Source organism: Lentimicrobiaceae bacterium (assembly GCA_028697555.1).
Classification (GTDB): Bacteria; Bacteroidota; Bacteroidia; order Bacteroidales; family UBA4417; genus UBA4417.
The window spans coordinates 1-19,780 of the sequence record JAQVEX010000002.1 but is presented as its reverse complement, the minus strand read 5'-3'; the positions used below and the strand labels follow the sequence as shown (position 1 = coordinate 19,780).

General features: G+C 35.8%; 18 protein-coding genes. 13 read left to right on the top strand and 5 right to left on the bottom strand.

From position 1 onward, the window contains the following. Position 1 precedes the first annotated feature (1 nt). The 4 genes from rpsI to PHP31_00405 all read left to right on the top strand — a co-directional run bounded on the left by rpsI (position 2) and on the right by PHP31_00405 (position 3,113). Positions 2-388, top strand: coding sequence for a 30S ribosomal protein S9 (gene rpsI / locus PHP31_00420; protein MDD3737746.1), 387 nt, complete (start codon positions 2-4; stop codon positions 386-388). A 108-nt stretch (positions 389-496) separates the two neighbouring features. Beyond that, on the top strand, positions 497-1,384 hold the full coding sequence (gene rpsB, locus PHP31_00415; protein MDD3737745.1) for a 30S ribosomal protein S2: 888 nt from the start codon (positions 497-499) through the stop codon (positions 1,382-1,384). Between the two features lie 45 nt (positions 1,385-1,429). Then, positions 1,430-2,266 carry a translation elongation factor Ts gene (gene tsf / locus PHP31_00410; GenBank protein ID MDD3737744.1) on the top strand — a complete coding sequence of 279 codons (837 nt, stop codon included), beginning with the start codon at positions 1,430-1,432 and terminating at the stop codon, positions 2,264-2,266. 178 nt (positions 2,267-2,444) lie between these two features. Next, the gene (locus PHP31_00405; protein ID MDD3737743.1) at positions 2,445-3,113 is read left to right on the top strand and encodes a carbonic anhydrase; all 669 of its coding nucleotides are present in this window, start codon (positions 2,445-2,447) and stop codon (positions 3,111-3,113) included. 207 nt (positions 3,114-3,320) lie between these two features. On the opposite strand, the gene PHP31_00400 is transcribed toward PHP31_00405, so the two are convergent. Further along, positions 3,321-4,793 (bottom strand): TrkH family potassium uptake protein, encoded by a 1,473-nt coding sequence (locus tag PHP31_00400; protein MDD3737742.1) that lies wholly within the window; start codon positions 4,791-4,793, stop codon positions 3,321-3,323. A gap of 8 nt (positions 4,794-4,801) precedes the next feature. Further along, the gene (trkA, locus tag PHP31_00395; protein MDD3737741.1) at positions 4,802-6,139 is read right to left on the bottom strand and encodes a Trk system potassium transporter TrkA; all 1,338 of its coding nucleotides are present in this window, start codon (positions 6,137-6,139) and stop codon (positions 4,802-4,804) included. Positions 6,140-6,295: 156 nt separating this feature from the next. Here trkA and pruA point away from each other — a divergent pair, with 156 nt between their 5' ends. Both pruA and ispE read left to right on the top strand, forming a co-directional pair. Continuing rightward, on the top strand, positions 6,296-7,921 hold the full coding sequence (pruA, locus tag PHP31_00390) for an L-glutamate gamma-semialdehyde dehydrogenase (GenBank protein MDD3737740.1): 1,626 nt from the start codon (positions 6,296-6,298) through the stop codon (positions 7,919-7,921). A gap of 61 nt (positions 7,922-7,982) precedes the next feature. Further along, a complete protein-coding gene (gene ispE, locus PHP31_00385; protein MDD3737739.1) occupies positions 7,983-8,816 on the top strand; it encodes a 4-(cytidine 5'-diphospho)-2-C-methyl-D-erythritol kinase in 834 nt (277 codons plus the stop codon). On the opposite strand, the gene PHP31_00380 is transcribed toward ispE, so the two are convergent. Both PHP31_00380 and PHP31_00375 read right to left on the bottom strand, forming a co-directional pair. Further along, positions 8,781-9,866 (bottom strand): LptF/LptG family permease, encoded by a 1,086-nt coding sequence (locus tag PHP31_00380; GenBank protein MDD3737738.1) that lies wholly within the window; start codon positions 9,864-9,866, stop codon positions 8,781-8,783. The two genes, ispE and PHP31_00380, sit on opposite strands and share 36 nt — an antisense overlap. A gap of 251 nt (positions 9,867-10,117) precedes the next feature. Next, the gene (locus tag PHP31_00375) at positions 10,118-11,362 is read right to left on the bottom strand and encodes an HD domain-containing protein (GenBank protein ID MDD3737737.1); all 1,245 of its coding nucleotides are present in this window, start codon (positions 11,360-11,362) and stop codon (positions 10,118-10,120) included. A 127-nt stretch (positions 11,363-11,489) separates the two neighbouring features. Between PHP31_00375 and PHP31_00370 the strand changes: the two genes are divergently transcribed. The 6 genes from PHP31_00370 to PHP31_00345 all read left to right on the top strand — a co-directional run bounded on the left by PHP31_00370 (position 11,490) and on the right by PHP31_00345 (position 17,125). Continuing rightward, positions 11,490-13,049: a bifunctional response regulator/alkaline phosphatase family protein gene (locus PHP31_00370; protein MDD3737736.1), complete on the top strand. Its 1,560-nt coding sequence runs from the start codon at positions 11,490-11,492 to the stop codon at positions 13,047-13,049. Between the two features lie 5 nt (positions 13,050-13,054). Next, positions 13,055-13,480 carry a tRNA (adenosine(37)-N6)-threonylcarbamoyltransferase complex ATPase subunit type 1 TsaE gene (gene tsaE, locus PHP31_00365; GenBank protein MDD3737735.1) on the top strand — a complete coding sequence of 142 codons (426 nt, stop codon included), beginning with the start codon at positions 13,055-13,057 and terminating at the stop codon, positions 13,478-13,480. A gap of 138 nt (positions 13,481-13,618) precedes the next feature. Further along, entirely contained in the window at positions 13,619-13,918 is a 300-nt protein-coding gene (locus tag PHP31_00360; GenBank protein ID MDD3737734.1) for a hypothetical protein, read from the top strand. Then, positions 13,915-14,211 carry a cell division protein ZapA gene (locus PHP31_00355; GenBank protein MDD3737733.1) on the top strand — a complete coding sequence of 99 codons (297 nt, stop codon included), beginning with the start codon at positions 13,915-13,917 and terminating at the stop codon, positions 14,209-14,211. The genes PHP31_00360 and PHP31_00355 overlap by 4 nt, the downstream gene beginning before the upstream one ends. A 259-nt stretch (positions 14,212-14,470) precedes the next feature. Next, positions 14,471-16,036, top strand: coding sequence for a ribonuclease Y (gene rny / locus PHP31_00350; GenBank protein ID MDD3737732.1), 1,566 nt, complete (start codon positions 14,471-14,473; stop codon positions 16,034-16,036). 27 nt (positions 16,037-16,063) lie between these two features. After that, entirely contained in the window at positions 16,064-17,125 is a 1,062-nt protein-coding gene (locus PHP31_00345) for an NUDIX domain-containing protein (GenBank protein ID MDD3737731.1), read from the top strand. 8 nt (positions 17,126-17,133) lie between these two features. Here the strand turns inward: PHP31_00345 and PHP31_00340 are convergent, their stop codons facing one another. Continuing rightward, positions 17,134-18,378, bottom strand: coding sequence for a T9SS type A sorting domain-containing protein (locus PHP31_00340; protein ID MDD3737730.1), 1,245 nt, complete (start codon positions 18,376-18,378; stop codon positions 17,134-17,136). A gap of 56 nt (positions 18,379-18,434) precedes the next feature. Between PHP31_00340 and PHP31_00335 the strand changes: the two genes are divergently transcribed. Then, positions 18,435-19,334, top strand: coding sequence for a purine-nucleoside phosphorylase (locus PHP31_00335; protein ID MDD3737729.1), 900 nt, complete (start codon positions 18,435-18,437; stop codon positions 19,332-19,334). Positions 19,335-19,780 lie beyond the last annotated feature (446 nt).

Below are 19,780 nucleotides of genomic sequence, written 5' to 3'. Positions count from 1 at the left end.
AATGGAAAACATATTATCAGTAGGCAGACGTAAAAAAGCAATTGCAAGAGTATTTATGAAACCCGGTAACGGTAGTATTACAGTTAACGGAAAAGATTACAAAGAATACTTTCCTACCCCGATGTTACAAAACAATATACTGCAACCTTTACAAATTACCGAAAATTTGGATAAATACGACGTTGTTTCTACAATAAAAGGAGGTGGTATGACTGGACAAGCCGAAGCGTTACGTTTGGGCATAGCTCGCACCCTTATAGAACAAGACGCCGAATTACGTCCGGCTCTTAAAGCCAAAGGAATGCTCAGACGCGACCCACGTATGGTTGAAAGAAAGAAATTCGGTCAGAAAAAAGCTCGTAAACGCTTCCAATTTAGTAAACGTTAATATGCATTTTGCTGAAGGAAGTTTAGTATCTAAATTGATAAGACCCTATAATGGCTACTTACCAATTGAAATTAACAGAATGTAAACTAATTAATTGAAGAATAAAAAATGACATCTACAAATTTTGAAGAATTATTAAATGCAGGTTGCCACTTTGGTCACCTAAAACGTAAATGGAATCCGAATATGGCTCCGTATATCTTTATGGAACGCAACGGAATCCACATTATCGACTTATACAAAACTATAGCCAAACTTGATGAAGCAAGTGCAGCTATGAAACAAATTGCTAAATCGGGTAGAAAAATTTTGTTTGTAGCAACTAAAAAACAAGCAAAAGAAATAGTAGCCGAACTTGTAAAACCAACAGGAATGCCTTACGTTACCGAAAGATGGCCCGGCGGTATGCTTACTAATTTTGCAACCATTCGCAAAGCCGTTAAAAAAATGTCGTCGATTGACGCATTGATGAACAGTCCGGCTTTTGATGGTATTTCTAAAAGAGAACGCCTACAAATTACACGCGAAAGAGCTAACTTAGAAAAAAACTTAGGCTCAATATCCGAACTTAACACACTACCCTCGGCGCTATTTGTTGTCGATATTATGAAAGAACATATTGCCGTTGACGAAGCAAGAAAATTAGGAATACCTACATTTGCTATCGTTGATACCAACAGCGACCCAAATTTGGTTGACTTCCCAATACCTGCCAACGACGACGCTTCGAAATCAATAGCTCTTATAGTTTCTAAAATGATTGAAGCAATTGAAGAAGGTAAAAACGAAAGAAAACTTGAAAAAGATAAAATTGAAGACGAAGTTGAAGTAGAAGACGACGATACCAAAGTAAGCACCTTCGACGATGATGAAGATGACGATATGGAAGACAGCAAAAAAGAAAGAGGCAAACGCAAAAGAATCGTTAGAGGCGAAGGCGACGAAGAAGATTCTAGAAAACAACGTACCAGAAAAAACATCAGCAAGAGAAAATAATCCTCTGAAACAAAAACGTATAATCTTAAAAATTTAAATTCTATTATGGCAAATATTACAGCAGCTCAAGTTAATGAACTCAGAAAAATAACAGGAGCAGGCATGATGGACTGCAAAAAAGCATTGGTTGAATCTAACGGAGATATTGAAGCAGCTATCGATATACTACGAAAAAAAGGTCAGAAAGTAGCAGTAAACCGCGCCGACAGAGACGCAAATCAAGGTATTGTTATAGCCAGAACTACAGCCGACAACGGATTTGCATCTGTTATTATGCTTAACTGTGAAACCGATTTTGTTGCAAAAAATCAAGATTTTATCGACTTTGCAAACAAAATCAGCGATGCAACAATTGAACATCAACCTAAATCGTTGGACGAACTACTTCAAATAAAAATTGACGGATTTACTGTAGAAGAAGGTGTTACACATCTTATAGGTAAAACAGGCGAAAAAATGCAGTTGGCTCACTACGAACACATTACTGCCCCTTATACCGCTGCCTACAATCACTTCGATAACAGATTATCTGCAATAGTTGGTTTCAACAAAAAAGATGTAAATGATATTGAACAAATTGGAAATGACATTTCAATGCAGGTTGCAGCAATGAACCCGCTAGCAGTTGATAAAGACAGTATCCCTCAAAGTGCTATAGACAGAGAAATTGAAATTGGTAAAGAACAAGCCAGAGCAGAAGGTAAACCCGAAGAAATGCTTGAAAAAATAGCTATGGGTAAACTTAACAGATTCTTTAAAGAAAACACTTTATTGGAACAAGAATTTATTAACGAAGCTAAGGTTTCCGTTAAAGATTACTTGCAAAGAATTGATAAGAACTTTACCGTTACCGACCTGAAACGCTTTCAGTTAGGTTCGTAATTCTTATTTATGACTTACTTTGATTAAAAAAAGTTGTCTAAGTAATACAGACAACTTTTTTTATCTCAAAGTAAAAAACCAAACAAATTGAGCGACGTTATTACACATAGCAGGCAATAGGAAAACGAAATGTAAAAATTCGCAAACTCAAAAAAACAACCCAAAAAATATAAAGCTTATGGAAACGTCATCATCAAACCCAACACCCGATACCAACAAAGACCGTTTATTGGAAGGTATCCGCGATTTTAACACTCGGGAATTTGTTCCCAATCAACTCCTCTTCGACGAATTAAAAGAAAAACAAACTCCTCACACATTATTTATTGGCTGCTCCGATTCGCGTGTGGTTCCGCACATGCTAACCAAAAGCTTAGCCGGCGAGCTATTCGTAGTTCGTAACATTGGCAACTTCGTTCCTCTTTACAAAAGAAAATCCGTTACTTATGTTGCTACATCTGCAGTAATAGAATATGCAGTAAACCAGCTAGAAGTAAAGAATATAGTTGTTTGTGGGCACTCTAATTGCGGCGGTTGTGCAGCTTTGTACAAAGATAAAGAGTTGAAAAAACTACCCCAAACCAGAAATTGGCTCGAACTTGCGAGACCCGTGAAAGAACGTGTAGAGAAAAAAATTGCCAAAAATAAGTTGAAATTGGAAGAACGTGAAGCCTACACCGAAAAACTTAACGTAGTACTGCAAATCAAACACTTGATGGATTACCCGTATATCCGAAAAAAAGTTAAAGCAGGCGAGCTAAACGTATATGGTTGGTACTACCAAATTGAAGAGGGTAGAATTTATAACTACGATAAAGAACTGAAGAAGTTTGTTAAAGTAGACTAACCTTTTCGACTTTTGGTTTTAACCTTTTATAAATTGTCATTGCTATTAGCTATTAGCTATTGGCTATTGGCTATTGGCTATTGGCTGTTGGCTGTTGGCTGAGTTTGGCTAATGGCTAATAGCCAAAGGCTAAAGGCTAAAGGCAATTAACACAAGCCGCAGAATGATGTCCTTTTTCAAGGTTTTATCGGGCAGTAATAATTAAATTTATTTCCAAAAACTTGGGATAAATAACGAAAGAACCGTAAACACTTCCAACCTGCCAATAAGCATAAGCAGACACATAATAATTTTTGAGAAATCATTGAAGTGAGCGAAAGTACCACAAGGACCACTCGCTCCCAAACCAGGACCAACATTACTAATAGATGTTAGAGATGCTCCAATAGCCTCTTCAAAAGGAACACCGGCAATACTTATTAGTAAAGCACCTATAGCAAAAATAAACAAATAAATAAAAACAAAATTGAAGACCTGCGAAACCACCGGTTTTGGAACAGGATGCTTGCTGTAAAACACTGTATACACAGCCTGTGGGTGCACTTGTTTTTTGAACTCTACTCCTAAGCTTTTAAGCATAATAACAAGCCTAGAAATTTTCATTCCTCCTGATGTTGAACCGGCTGAAGCACAAAACAACATCAGAAATAAGAAAACTATCCAATAAGGTGTTCCCCAAAGAGTATAATCGGCTGTTGCAAAACCTGTAGTTGTCATAACGGACACTACACTAAAAAGTGAAGTACGAATAGCATATTCAACATCAGGAATAATTTTTCGCAAAATCAATGACAATGCAATAATAACAGCGAAAGATATTGCTATAATAAAATACCACCTAAATTCTTGGTCGCGGACAAGCGGTTTAAAACTTTTATTTCTTAATGACAAAAACATCAACGAAAAGTTAGTTCCGCCTACAAACATTATAAATATTAAAACGTATTCAACATAAGATGAATTAAATGCCGCTATACTCGCCTGTTTGGTTGAGAACCCACCTGTTGCAATGGCAGCGAAAACGTGTGTTATTGCATCGAAGGCATCCATAGGACCTAACCAAAGTAAAAAGAAACCTAACAAGGAAAATCCAACATAAATTGCGAAAAGCCTTTTAGCAACTTGTGCAACCCTCGGCTTGATTTGATTTGGTAAAAAGCCGCTTACTTCTGCTCTGAACAAAGAAACGGCAGAGCCGCCAAAAAGAGGCACAAAAACTAATGCAAAAACAATAATACCTATACCTCCAATCCAATGTGTTAGAGCTCGCCATAATAACAACGACTTAGGAAATTCTTCTATATTATTAAGTATGGTGCTTCCTGTTGTAGTATAACCCGATATAGTTTCAAAATAAGCGTCAACAAAATTAGGTATAAATCCGCTTATATAGTACGGTAATAAACCTGTTAAACTAAGTAGTATCCACGAAAAAGTAACAATAAAAAAACCTTCGCGGACATTAATGGAATTTTCAAGTGAAGTACCTCTTTTTCCTGCTAACAGAAAAATCAGTCCGGTTGCCAATGTTATTATTACCGAAGAATAAAAACTACTAACTACAAAACTTTCGTCTAAAAGTAGCTTGCCTACAAATGCCATCACTAACATCATAAGTGATTGGAAAACAATAAGCAATCCCAAAAAGTTTAGTACAAATCTGAAATTAAAACTTTTCATTGCGCTTGTTAATGGAATAGTTTTTCAACCTGTTTTAGCGATTTATTAAAGAAAAACACTACAACTTGATCCCATTCTTTAATTTGCGTTTCGCCATCTATAAGCATTGGTTTTCCCTCTCTAACTAAAGCTCCAAACGTAAAATCAGCAGGTAAGTTTAAATCCTTAACTTTTCTTTTAGTAACCTTCGAACCGGGCTGTGCTGTAATTTCCCCCACATTGGCATCGGCAAAGTTAAGACACTTAAAATTAGAAACATCAGCCTTCAGCAAAAGTTCATATATCTTGCTTGCTGCTATGTGTTTTTTGTTGATAATAGTACCAATATCTAAGCTTTGAGCTATAGATATAAAGTCAAGATTTTCAATTTCGGCAATAGTTTTTTTAACACCGTAATTTTTAGCAGCCAAACACGATAAAATATTGGCTTCGGTATTTCCTGTAACTGCGATAAAGGCATCGGTTCCTTCAATGCCTTCTTCTACAAGAAGCTCATTATCTAAGCCATCGCCGACCAAGATTGTTGCTTTTTGCCCAATATCTTCCGAAAGTTTTTCGGCTCTTGCCTGATTTATCTCAATAACCTTAACATTTACATCATTACCCAACAATCGCGCAACCCACTCCCCTATTCGACTTCCACCCATAATGATAACATTTTTTACGTAGTAAGTCTCTTTACCCATAGGCTCGTTGAGTTTTAAGAAATGCTCTTTAAGCGTAGCGTAATAAACAAGGTCGTTGTGCAATATTTTATCTTTACCGAAAGGAATAATAGTCTTATTATTACGCTTAATTGAAACAACGTGAAATAATTTGCGTTTTTTAGATATTTCTTCAAGAGTTTTTCCACAAATGGGAGCATTATTCCTGATTTTGCAACCTGCCAATATGATAGAACCGTCAAGAAGTTCCCAATACGACCTAGTCCAAGGGTTGCGAAGAGCAGCAACAATTTCTAAAGCAGCAGTTTTTTCAGGATAAATCATTGAATCAACACCTTGCTTTGTAAAAAACACCTGATTGACACCGTGTAAATATTCGTCTTTATCAATACGAGCAAGAGTCTTTACTGCTCCCAACTCAGAGGCAAGCATACACGACAAAATATTAGTCGATTCTTCCGGCGTAACGGCAATAAACAAGTCGCACTTGCTAACCTCAACGTCTGTAAGAGTTTTTTTAGAGATGCTACTGCCGGCGTATGTCAATATCTCAACCTTTTCGCTTACTGCCTGCAATCTGTCCTTATCGACGTCAATCAGCATAATATCGTGATTTTCTTGCGATAATAACTTAGCCAAATGAGCCCCAACCTGTCCCGCACCTGCTATAATGATTTTCATAATTCTGTTAGTGGAAATAATTCATGCAAAAACTGTTTGCAATATACTACGCAAAAGTAAAAAATATACGATATAAACTGTCAAAAAATTAATTATTTATATCAATGCAAAAATATTTGTAACTTTGCAAAAAAATTAAAATTTAATTATAAAATTATGATAAACTCAAATTACAACTTCGAACAGCCTCATAATGAGCCTATTTTACAATTTGCAAAAGGTAGTCCCGAACGTGAAAGTTTGGTAGCAGAACTAAAACGAATGAGCAAAGAAACCACCGATATTCCAATTATTATTGGCGGTGAAGAAATACGCACCGGTAAAACCGGAAAAGTGGTAATGCCTCATAACCACAAAAAGATTTTAGCTACATACCACAAAGCATCTGAAAAAGAAGTAAACATGGCGATAAGAGCGGCTATGGCTGCAAAAGCCGAATGGGAAAACCTCCCATGGGAAGAAAGAAGCTCTATAATGCTACGCGCTGCCGAACTTATTTCGAAAAAATACAGAAGTAAAATGCTTGCCGCTACAATGTTAGGACAAAGCAAAAACGTATATCAAGCTGAAATTGACACTGCTTGCGAAGCAATTGATTTTTTACGCTACAACGTGCATTTTGCATCGAAAATATATGCCGACCAACCTAAATCGGATTCAACACAGCTTAACCGCATGGAATACAGACCATTAGAGGGATTTGTTTTTGCAGTTACACCTTTTAACTTTACAGCAATTGCATCAAATCTTAACATGTCGCCTATTATGATGGGTAACACCACAGTTTGGAAACCGGCTACAACAGCTTTGTTATCGAATTACAATTTGATGCATATATATAAAGAAGCAGGCTTACCCGATGGCGTTATTAACTTTGTTCCGGGAGCAGGCTCGCTTATAGGCGGAGAAATATTGAAAAACAAAGACCTTGCAGGTATTCACTTTACAGGTTCAAACGTTACATTCAACTCATTGTGGAAAGGTGTTGCAGATAATTTATCCAACTACGTTTCGTACCCCAGAATTGTTGGCGAAACAGGTGGTAAAGACTTTATATTTGTTCACAATTCAGCCAATTCTCTAGAAGTTGCTACAGCTATAGTTAGGGGAGCATTCGAATATCAAGGTCAGAAATGTTCGGCTGCATCGAGAGCGTACATTCCTGCATCATTGTGGACAGAAATTAAACAAATATTGCTAGAACAACTTTCGAATATCAAAATGGGTGATGTTGCTGATTTTGGCAACTTTATGAATGCCGTTATCGACGAAAGCTCATTCGATAACATTATGGGATACATCGAAAATGCTAAGAAATCGAAAGATTGTAAAATAGTATATGGTGGTAAGGGTGATAAAAAAGTAGGTTATTTTGTTGAACCAACAGTTATTGAAACAACCAATCCGAACTACGTTTCTATGCAAGAAGAAATTTTCGGACCTGTTATTACTATTTATGTTTACGAAGATAAAAAATACGAAGAATATCTAAATATTTGTAATGAAACATCTCCGTACGGACTAACAGGCTCTATATTTGCTACCGAACGCTACGCTATTGAAACTGCAAGTAAGATATTACGTTACGCAGCCGGTAACTTCTACATAAACGACAAGCCAACCGGTGCTGTTGTTGGAATGCAACCATTTGGCGGTTCACGTGCTTCGGGTACTAACGATAAAGCCGGAAGTGCTCTTAACTTAATACGCTGGACAAATCCACGTACTATTAAAGAAACCTTCCAACCTGCTACGGATTTCACTTATCCGTTTATGTTGTAATAAATTTTAACCAAGGACAAGGGGCTGCATTAGCAGCCTTTTGTTTTATTATACCACAACAATGATAAAATATCCGAATGCTAAAATAAATATTGGTCTGCAAATAACCGAAAAACTGAGTTCGGGATATCACAACATTAGCAGTTGTATTGTTCCAATAAACTTTGTTGATATTTTGGAAATAAATGTTTCCGAAAAGGATAATATCAGCATGAGCGGTATTTCTATCGACAATGATAATATTGAAGAAAACCTTTGCTACAAAGCAATACAACTGCTCAGAAAAGATTTTGATATACCTCCTCTTTCTGTAAACCTGCATAAAAACATACCTTCTGGAGCCGGATTGGGCGGCGGTTCTGCCGATGCTGCATTTACTCTAAAAATTATAAATTCATTATTAAATCTGAATTGTAGCGAAAATAAATTGCAACACTACGCTTCAAAAATTGGATCGGATTGTCCTTTCTTTATCAGAAACAAACCTTGTTTAGTTTCAGGAACAGGAACGGAGATGACGGAAATTAACCTTGATTTGAGTAATTATCAGGTTGTTTTGGTTTTTCCCAATATAAAAATCAGCACAAAATCGGCTTACGGAATGATTACTCCCCAAAAAAGCAGTTTCGATATTTCCCAAATAACCGATTTGCCGGTATCGGAATGGAAAAACCATTTGCACAACGATTTTGAAACTCCTATTTTTAAACTTTATCCTGTTTTGCAGGAATTAAAAAACCGTATGTACGACAATGGCGCACTGTACGCAGCCATGAGCGGTAGCGGTTCAGCCATTTACGGCACATTCGACAAATCACTCAAAATTGGTAAACTCTCGGAGTTTGAGCAAAAAAACACCTTATTTGGGAGCTATTTTGAGCAGATAAATAGCTAATATTAAGTAAATTACATTGGGTAGCCACATTATTATCCACAAAGGCGTTTTGCTGTATATAGCAACCACTCCTGTAACTTGCTGTATAAATATGTAAGTAAACGCAATAACTATCCCCAAACCCAAGTGTATTCCTATACCTCCCCTAACCTTTCGAGATGAGAGAGAGACTCCTATCAGCGTTAGAATAATATTAGCTAACGGAAAAGTTATTCGCTTGTACCGCTCAACCTCAAATTTTTGAACAAACTGAGACCCCTTTAATTTTTCCTTATTTATAAATTCTTTTAACTCTCTGTAAGTCATCACTTTTGCATCTTCAATATCCAACACAAAATCGGAAGGGTAAAATCCCATGAGAGTATCGACTCTGTTACCTGTTTTAATTGTTTCGTGGTCTTCGTAAAAATGCCTTATTTCGTAATTGCTCACAACCCATTTGTTTATGGCACTATCCCAACGAATAACGTCAGATTTAAACCTTTCTACCAACCTGCCATCTTCAAACTGCTCGGCAGAAAATCGGTAACCTATTCTAGAAGGATTGTTATAGTTTTCTACATAAACAAAATAATTTGGCTTAATTTGCATGTGCAAATTCGACTCTCGAACAATAAACGGATTGTGAATATACTTCTTTTCAAAATCTCTTAATCCCTTGTTTGTATGCGGAATAACATAATTCATAAGCGAAAACGAAAATAAAGTCAGGAACAATCCGCTTAATATGTAAGGGTACAAAAATCTGTAAAAGCTGATACCTCCTCCAAGTATTGGGACTATCTCAGTTCTCGACGCCATTTTCGACGTAAAAAATATAACCGAAATAAAAGTAAATAAGGAACTGAAAGTGTTGACGAAGTAGGGAATGAAGTTTAAATAATAATCGAAAATTATTTCGTATAAAGTGGCTTTCTTTTCAATAAAGTCGCTGATTTTTTCAGAAACATCAAATACAACAATTATTACCGTTAGCAATATAATTGAATAAAAAAAAGTTCCCAAAAACTTTTTAATGATGTACCAATCTATTTTTTTTATCCTGAGCACTAACTATTTATTGAGATAAGAATTGCAAAAGTATAATAAAATTCATAACTGTCTGATAAAACCTTGAAAAAGAGGGTTGCTTTGTGGTGGATGGTGATTGGTGGTCAGTGGTGGGTGAATGGTGATTTGCACTCATCACTCATCACTCATCACTCATCACTCATCACCAATAGTAACCTTTTGATTAAAGACATTTATCGGACATTAATAAATAAAATTACAATCTCTACGACTTACATTTGTAATACCGCTTAATCAACTAACCACTTGGGGTAATACAAATAACTTTTTGTAACGGTATGATTGTAAATAGGAATGTTAAGCATATCTGAAAGTTCGCTCATATCCGACACTTTTCCTTTTTTGTCGATAATAGGTATTCCTGTTTCATCGAGCTTATAAGCACTGTTTGATATCTTATTTATTCCGCAAAAACTATCAATAACATCGCTGCTAATCATATTAAGCTTTTGCTTAATCTTTTTGATTCGTTCATTTGCCGTTTCGGTTTCGCTATCACCAAAAATTTCAACTCTAAAAAGTCTTCTGCTGAGCAACCCTGAGCTTAACTCTCTCAGAACGTAATCGTTACATGTGCTCCATATTTTCAGTGCCTGATATACATCATTATCGTCTAGCAAAGCAAATTTATTTAATATTTCGTCGTTATCTTGCACTTCGTCGAAACTGAAATTGTTTTTCAAAAAGAAAAGCATGTTGGAAGGCGCATCAATACTATAGTTTTGAGAAAGCAAAAACCTCGCTCTGTCAAAAATATTTGACATCATTGTTTGAGCAGCCAAAACTGTTTTATGATAATACACCTGCCAATACATCAATCGGCGTGCGACAATGAATTTTTCTATAGAGTAAATACCTTTCAGTTCTATAACTAAATTATTATCGCTGATATTCATCATTTTTACAATTCTGTCGGTACTTATTTGTCCTTCGCTGACGCCTGTAAAAAAGCTATCGCGTTTAATGTAGTCTAACCTATCAGTATCAAGCTGTCCGGAAACCAACTGATGCAAAAAAGGCAATTCTGCCTTATCTTCAAACACCGTTAAAGCCTCGTCTAACTCGCCGTCGTATTGCTTGTTAAGCTTTTTTATAAACAAAACACTAATATCTTCGTGGCTCAGATTTGGCAAAAAAGCATGTTCCAAATTATGCGATAAAGGTCCGTGTCCGACATCGTGCAACAAAATAGCCAACATGGCTGCTCTGTAGTCTTCGCTGCTAATATCGTTGCCTTTTGCAATAATAACATCTAAAGCCATTTGCATTAAATACATTGCTCCCAATGTATGATGAAATCTGGTGTGCAAAGCTCCAGGATACACCAAATTGGCAACTCCCAACTGCGATATCCTTCGCAAACGTTGCAAATACGGATGGTCTATCAGATTTAAAACAAATTTATCTTTTACTGTTATAAAGCCATGTACCGGATCGTTAAACAGTTTTAATGTACTTGGTTTGTGGGAAATCATAATTTTTGTTAAGTTTATTTTTACTTTCGTGGAAAAACAATAATTTTACTTTTTCTGCATTATTATAAAAAATACTCAACCGCAAAAGTACTCAGAAAAACAAAATTAAACAATAAACAAATATATTATGGATAACGGTGTTATTTTATGGATTGACGATGAAATTGATTTGCTTAAACCGCACATTCTGTTTTTAACGGAAAGAGGTTATACTGTGCATACGTCTAACAATGGCGACGAAGGTGTTGACAAACTTAAAAGCATAAACAATATTGATATTGTGTTTTTAGATGAGAATATGCCCGGTTTGTCGGGAATAGAAACGCTTTCGATTATCAAAGCAAATTTTCCTAATTTGCCTGTAGTAATGATTACCAAAAGCGAAGAAGAGCACATTATGGACGATGCTATTGGCGCAAGTATAGCCGATTATTTGATAAAACCGGTCAATCCTAAGCAAATACTGCTGAGTGTGAAAAAGAATTTGGAAAACAAACGATTGATTTCCGAAAAAACCACTTTTGCATATCAACAACAGTTTCAGAATTTAGGAACTGAAATATCGCCTAAGTTAGACCATAATCAATGGACAGAAGTGTACAAAAAATTGGTTTTTTGGGAGTTGGAATTGAGTAAATCTACCGACAACCCTATGCAGGAAATTCTTCAGATGCAGAAATCGGAAGCAAATCAGGTTTTTTGTAAGTTTTACGAAAATAATTACTTAAACTGGATAAACGGCAAAGCCGAAGACAGACCAGTATTGTCGCACCTGTTGCTTAAAGAAAAAGTATTTCCATTGCTAAATGATAATAACACTCCATTGTTTTTCATCTTGATAGACAACCTTAGATACGACCAATGGAAAGTGTTACAACCGATTTTCGAACAATATTATCGCACCGAAACGGAAGATATTTATTATAGTATTTTGCCCACAACTACTCAATATGCACGCAATTCGCTTTTTGCCGGACTACTTCCAAGCGAAATCGAGAAAAAATATCCGAAATATTGGGTAAACGAAGGCGACGATGACACGAAAAACAACTACGAAAGTGAACTGCTTGCCGAATACCTTAAACGACACGGATACAACATTAGTTACTCGTACACCAAGGTTTTGAATTTAACATCGGGGAGAAAATTGATTGACAACTTGCCAAATCTACTTTCAAATCAGCTTAACGTTATTGTTTACAACTTCGTTGATATGCTTTCGCACGCCAGAACCGAAATGGAAGTCATTAGAGAATTAGCCGACAACGAAACTGCTTATCGCTCAATTACTCAAAGCTGGTTCAATCACTCGCCGTTGCACGATATTGTCAAGTTTTTATCTTCCAAAAATGTGCCTTTAATACTCACAACCGATCACGGAACTATTAAAGTTAATAATCCGGTTAAAATTATTGGCGATAAAAACACCAACACAAACCTGCGATACAAGACTGGAAAAAATTTATCGTATAATAATAACGAAGTATTTGAAATAAAAAAGCCCGGCGATGCATTTTTGCCGAAAACTAACGTAAGTAGCACATTTGTATTTTGCCGGAATAATAACTTTTTTGCTTATCCCAATAATTACAATTACTACGTAAACTACTACAGGAACACTTTCCAACACGGCGGTATATCGCTTGAAGAAGTTTTAATCCCGTTTGCAATTTTAAAAGCAAAATAAACAAAATGAAAGAAAAAGAAATTTACAAGGCAAACTCAACGAGCGATTTACAAAATATTGCCGAAGCTTTGCTAAAAAAACACGACGACCACAGGATTTTCACTTTCGATAGCGAAATGGGGAGCGGTAAAACTACTTTTATTAGTGCTATTTGCGAAGTTTTAAAAGTTAGAGACAATGTCAGCAGTCCGACTTTTGCAATCATAAACGAATACCACTCCGACCTTATCAACCAAATGATATATCACATTGACCTATACAGAATAAATAAACCCGAAGAGCTAATCAGTATAGGTTTTCACGATTATTTGCAAAGCGATAATTATTGTTTTATTGAATGGTCGCAAAAGGGGAAAGAATTTATCCCAACAAACGCCATTAGTGTCGATATACGAATAAATGAAGATGGAAGCAGGAGTTTTGAGTTTTAGCTAAACTCAGCCAAAAGCCAAAGGCTAACAGCCAAAAGCTAAAATTTTTGAAATTTCTCAACCCAATTGTAAAAAGAAATAAAAAAATAGTACCTTTGCAATAAGTATTATTAATTTAATGCGATAAAATTTTTTAGAATGAGCAACTTTACTGATTCATTTTTTAGGCTGACGGTAAAAATAAACAACTTAATTTTAAGTTACGAAGATGCAAAAGCCGAACTTAGTCAAACAAAAAAAGAATTGGAAGATGCAAAATTAAAATTAACGGAATTAGAACAAAACAATAAAAACTTAGAAGATAAATATAAAATACTAACATTAGCAAAATCAATACCGGATAAAGGGAACAAGGCAATTGTAAAAAAAAGGATAAACGAATTATTACGGGAACTTGATATATGTATTGAACAGATAAACAACAACAAAATACAATGAAAAAAAATATAGTTGTAAATTTGCATATAAATAACAGACCATATAGATTGAAAGCCTCTAGCACTGAAGAAGAGAGCTTTATAAGACGTGCTGCCGTTGAAGTAGAAAATTTAATTGACTACTACTCAAAAAATGCAAGACACGACGATATGCAAGATCTGTTAGCTATGACAGCTATACATTTTGCGTCTAAATCGTTAAAAACAGAAGAAGAGAATTTATTTATTACTAATGAATTGTCTCCAAAAATTAAAGATTTAGAAAAACTTGTTGACCAAAGTTTAACTGCTTAAATACATATTATACGTTCTTTGAAAATAAACTTATACCCGCATTAATTCAATCCATTTGGAAGCTCAACACACTTTCAACTAAAGGCGAAACTATTTAACTCTAGGGCAGGCCTTAATCTTGAAAAAGATCTTCTGTACCGAAGCGTTGGACGTCCGAAAGTTAGATGTAGCCTTAAACTTATATATTTAGGGGTTTCCTAAATGCAAATTGATGCGGGTTTTTTTTATCTGGTATTGTTGCATAAATAAATATATAAATATGACAACAACCATTATTATCATCGCAGGAGCTATAGGAGTGCTTATAGGAGTAATAATATCGATGTATATTATACGTAAAAGCATAGAGAAAAAAAGCCAAAATATAATTAACGAAGCTAATAAAGAAGCCGATATTATTGTTAAGAAAAAAGAACTTGAAATAAAAGAAGAACTCTTGCACCTTAAAACTCAGCAAGAAAAGCAGTTTCAGATAAAAGAAAGCAATATTTCAAAAGCTGAGAACAGAATCAAACAAAAAGAGCAATCGCTTAACAAGCGTCAGGAAGATTTTAAGGTTAAGTTCGACGAAGTAAATAAAAAGTCGAAAGAACTTGACGAAAAAGAAATAAATTTACAGCAAAAAACCGATGCTATTAAGCGTAAGGAAATCGATATAGAAAAAGCTCACAAAGACTATATCGACAGATTGGAAATTATTTCGGGTTTATCGGCAGAAGAAGCAAAAGAGCAACTTATTGAGGGCTTAAAGCAAGAAGCACGCCTACATGCTGCAAACCAACTCAACGAAATTGTTGAAGAAGCTAAACAAACAGCCAACAACAAGGCGAAAAAAATCATTATCGAGACTATTCAACGCAATGTCGCCGAACAGACTATAGAAAATACAGTCTCGGTTTTTAACATTGATAATGACGAAATTAAAGGGCGAATTATTGGTAGAGAGGGTAGAAACATTAGAGCATTAGAAGCGCTTACAGGCGTTGAAATAATAATCGACGACTCGCCCGACGCAATTTTACTTTCGGGTTTCGACCCAATGCGTAGAGAAATAGCTCGCCTTTCGCTGCACAAACTTGTTACCGACGGCAGAATTCACCCCGCCAGAATTGAAGAAGTTGTGGCTAAAACCCAAAAGCAAGTTGAAGAAGAAATTATTGAAATAGGCAAACGCACAACCATTGACTTGGGAATACACGGGCTACATCCCGAACTTGTTCGCCTTATAGGTAAGATGAAATATCGCTCGTCGTACGGACAAAATCTGCTACGACACTCACGCGAAGTTGCTAACCTTTGTGCTACTATGGCTGCAGAACTCGGTTTGAACGCTAAAAAAGCCAAACGAGCCGGACTTCTACACGATATTGGCAAAGTCGCCGATACCAACGACTCCGAACTGCCACACGCAATATTGGGTATGAAATTGGCAAAAGAATACAAAGAATCTGCCGATATTTGCAACGCTATTGGTGCTCACCACGACGAAATTGAAATGGAAACGCTTATAGCTCCTATTGTTCAAACCTGCGATGCTATATCGGGAGCACGTCCAGGTGCACGTAGAGAAGTGGTTGATGCTTACATACAACGACTTAATAAATTGGAAGAACTTGCTTTGTCGTATCCGGGAGTTGTTAAAACTTACGCTATACAAGCCGGTAGAGAGCTTAGAGTTATTGTTGGAGCCGACAAAATTTCGGATAACGAAGCTAATAACGTAGCAATAGAGCTATCTAAAAAAATTCAGGACGAGATGACCTACCCGGGACAAATTAAAATTACTGTAATCAGAGAAACACGCTCCGTTAGCTACGCCAAATAAAATGTAAGCCACTTTGAAATAAGAACCATGCAGATTTTAAAAAAATTATTGCCGGGTTTATTGCCTTTGTTGGTGTTTATTTTGGTCGATGCCATTTGGTCGCCGCAAATAGGGATTATCGTTGCCGTTATCTTTGGTATTGTTCAACTGTTTTTTATTTACTTTAAAGAAAAACGCTGGGATAAGTTTGTTATTCTTGATACAGCGCTACTATGTGCTTTCGGAATTGTTTCATTAATATTCGACAACGTAATTTTCTTTAAACTCAAACCGCTCTTCATCAATCTTATTCTTGCTGTACTTATAGGAATTTCTGCTTTTAGCAAGCATAACATCATGCTCAAATATTCCGAACGCTTGCTTGGTAACAATGTCAATTTTGATAATTCCGTCCAAAAAAATATAATAGTACAGCTGCGAGTATTTTTCTGGATAATAATAGCACACAGTATTTTGATATTGTACTCAGCATTTTTTATGTCGCAAGAAGCATGGGCTTTTATTTCGGGAGTGCTGTTATACATAATGTTGGGAGCATACTTGGTAATACAATTTGTTTGGGTTAAAATACGAAACAGATACATTGAATGGCTACCTTGGATTGACGAAGAAGGAAACATAATTGGCAAAGTTAGTCGCAATGTGGCTCACACCGATAAAAAATACTTGCATCCTGTTGTTCATACGCATATTATTAATTCTAAAAACCAACTATATCTGCAAAAGCGAAAACACAATTGCCAAGTTGAACCCAACAAATGGGACACTGCAATTGGCGGACACGTTAGTTTTGGCGAGACAATAGAGCAAGCACTTAAACGTGAAGCTGCTGAAGAACTTAACTTCAAAAACTTCGAGCCGAAACATATTGCCAAGTACGTATGGAATAACATTAATGAGTCCGAAATGGTATTCAGTTTTTTAACTTTTTACGATGGAAACATAATCCCAAACAAAAAACACGTTGAAGACGGCAGATTTTGGAACGTAAACGAACTGAAAGAAAACATCGGTAAAAATGTTTTTACACCGAATTTGGAGTTCGAATTGCCTAATATTATTGCTTTATTGGAAAGAAAAAGGAACTGATAATATTTCTATCGCATTACCAAAAACTTGCTTCTGTAAACTTTATTTCCTGCCAATACGGTAATTATATAAGTTCCTTCATTTAAGTTTGAAATATCAATCTGAGCGTTGTTTACAGAGTTCACCTTCATTTGCCTGCCGCTTATATCGGTAATTACTACGCTACTTATTTCTTTATTTAGAAATTGATCGGAGTCGATATTTATAATATTTGTCGCCGGATTAGGATAAACGGAAAATTCTGAGCAATTGTTTATTTCAACTTGAACAGGTTCAAAAATCCTATTTGCACTTTTATAAAGCTTGTTATACACGTACAGGTAGCCGTTAGGCGAAATATACAAGTTCTCAAGTTCAAATGTTTGATTTGTGTTATTATAAATAAGTTCCCAACTTTCTCCTCCATCTGTAGATTTTGCCACATTAGCTCCTGTGAAATTCTCTGTAATGTAGATAACGTCATTAATATCAATAGCTAATGAACAGCTCCAAAGAAATGGCAAGCTATAACTTTTCCAAACAGAAGCCATTTTATCAAAATAATATAAACTGCTTGAACATAGTACATAAGGTGTTTCTTCAGAGTCAAACGCCATATCTATTATATAGCCACTACTTGTAAACTTCTTCAAAACATCCCATGTATTTCCCTTATCTTCGGATTTAAAGACAGCTACTTTACCTGACTCAGTGGGCAAAGAATCAAATAAAAACAATTCTCCATCTTTATTTTCTAACATCTTCCTAAAAGACAAGGTACTTCCCGGTGCTGGATTGGGGATATGATAAACAACCGAACCTGACCAATTTGCGCCAAAATCAAATGTTTTTTTAACAATATTATTGCCAAAAATGTAAATGCTTGAATCATTAACATATATCTTCCTATTATAATAATAAATGTATTCGTGTGGAACCTGAATTTTGGCAAACTCATTACCTCCGTCTAAAGAATAATACACAACAAATGAAAAAATATCGGTGTCAGTTGCAAGTACAAATATCCTATCGTCTTTATCAATAAAAACATCATGGAATTCATATATTTCCAAATCAATTTTAGTCCAATTTAGTCCATCATCGTAAGATTTGTAAAAACTAGTATCTGTTCCTAAAAAGGTTACGCCTGTTTTTGTAACACCAACTGAAAATACATACTCGTCATTAGGAACTTGAATAGGAGTCCAAAAATCTTGCGAAAAGACGCTTAACGATATGGTAATCGTGATTAACAGTGATAATATTTTTTTCATAACACACATTTTTTGGCTAAACAATTAACACACAACAAATTTACAAAATTTCGATAATGAAAACATTTTTAAAGGTTTTATTTTATTATTATTCTGCATTATTTACTACTTTAGCAGAAATAAAAAACATATTAAAAATGGATTGGTACAACAAAGCATTAGAAGCAAAAAATTTCTTATTTGAAAATGGGATTACAAAACCTGAAATCGGTATTATTTTAGGAACGGGTTTGGGTGGTTTGGTTAGCAGCATTAGCATTGAAAAAGAGATAAATTACGGCGATATTCCTCATTTTCCTGTTTCAACCGTCGAAACGCACAAAGGTAAACTGATATACGGAACAATAAACGACAAATACGTTCTTGCCATGCAAGGCAGATTTCATTACTACGAAGGATATTCAATGCAAGAAATAACTCTTCCTGTCAGAGTTATGAAATTGTTGGGGATAAAGTATTTGCTTATTTCAAACGCTTGCGGTGGCTTAAATCCCAACTATACCCAAGGCGATTTAATGCTTCTTACCGACCATATAGATTTACTTCCGGATAATCCTTTGACAGGTAAAAACATCGACGAGATGGGTGTTCGCTTTCCGGATATGAGCGAGCCGTACAGCAGTAAAATCAACAGTTTATTTGAAGAATTAGCGACTGAAAATAACATAAAACTACACAAAGGCGTTTACGTTGCTTTAGCAGGTCCGAATTTGGAAACAAAAGCCGAATACAAGTTTTTGCGTCTGATTGGAGCCGACGGCGTAGGAATGTCAACAGTACCCGAAGTTATTGTTGCCAACCATTGTAGCTTACCTTGCGCCGCAATATCGGTAATAACGGATATGTGCATACCCGAACAACTTGAAAAAGTTTCGCTAAGCGAAATTGTTGACGTCGCAAAAACAGCCGAAGATAGACTCAATAAATTGTTTGTTGAAGCTGTTACACGATTGTAATGTCGGTGGTTGGTGGTCAGTGATGAGTGATGGGTGTGTTGTTAGTTTTGAGTCAGGAGTCGGGAGTCAGGAGTTATGAGTTTGGAGACTCAATACTCGGAACTCAGAACTCAGAACTTACCCCAATCACTAACCACCATTCACCATTCACCACTCACCATTCACCACTCACCACTCACCACTCACCATTCACCACTCACCACTCACCATTCACCACTCACCATTCACCACTCACCACTCACCATTCACCACTCACCATTCACCAACCACTATCCAAAATACTCATTTATAGGTCCATAAGCATGGAAAAATCCTGTACGCATAACTGTGTTAACGTCTTCGGGTTTGTGTGCAACACCTGAGTTTACAAGTTGTGTAGCAATTTTAACGGCATTTCTTCCGTATTCTACAGCTATTTTACAAGCCAAATCCGATGATTTCTTTAT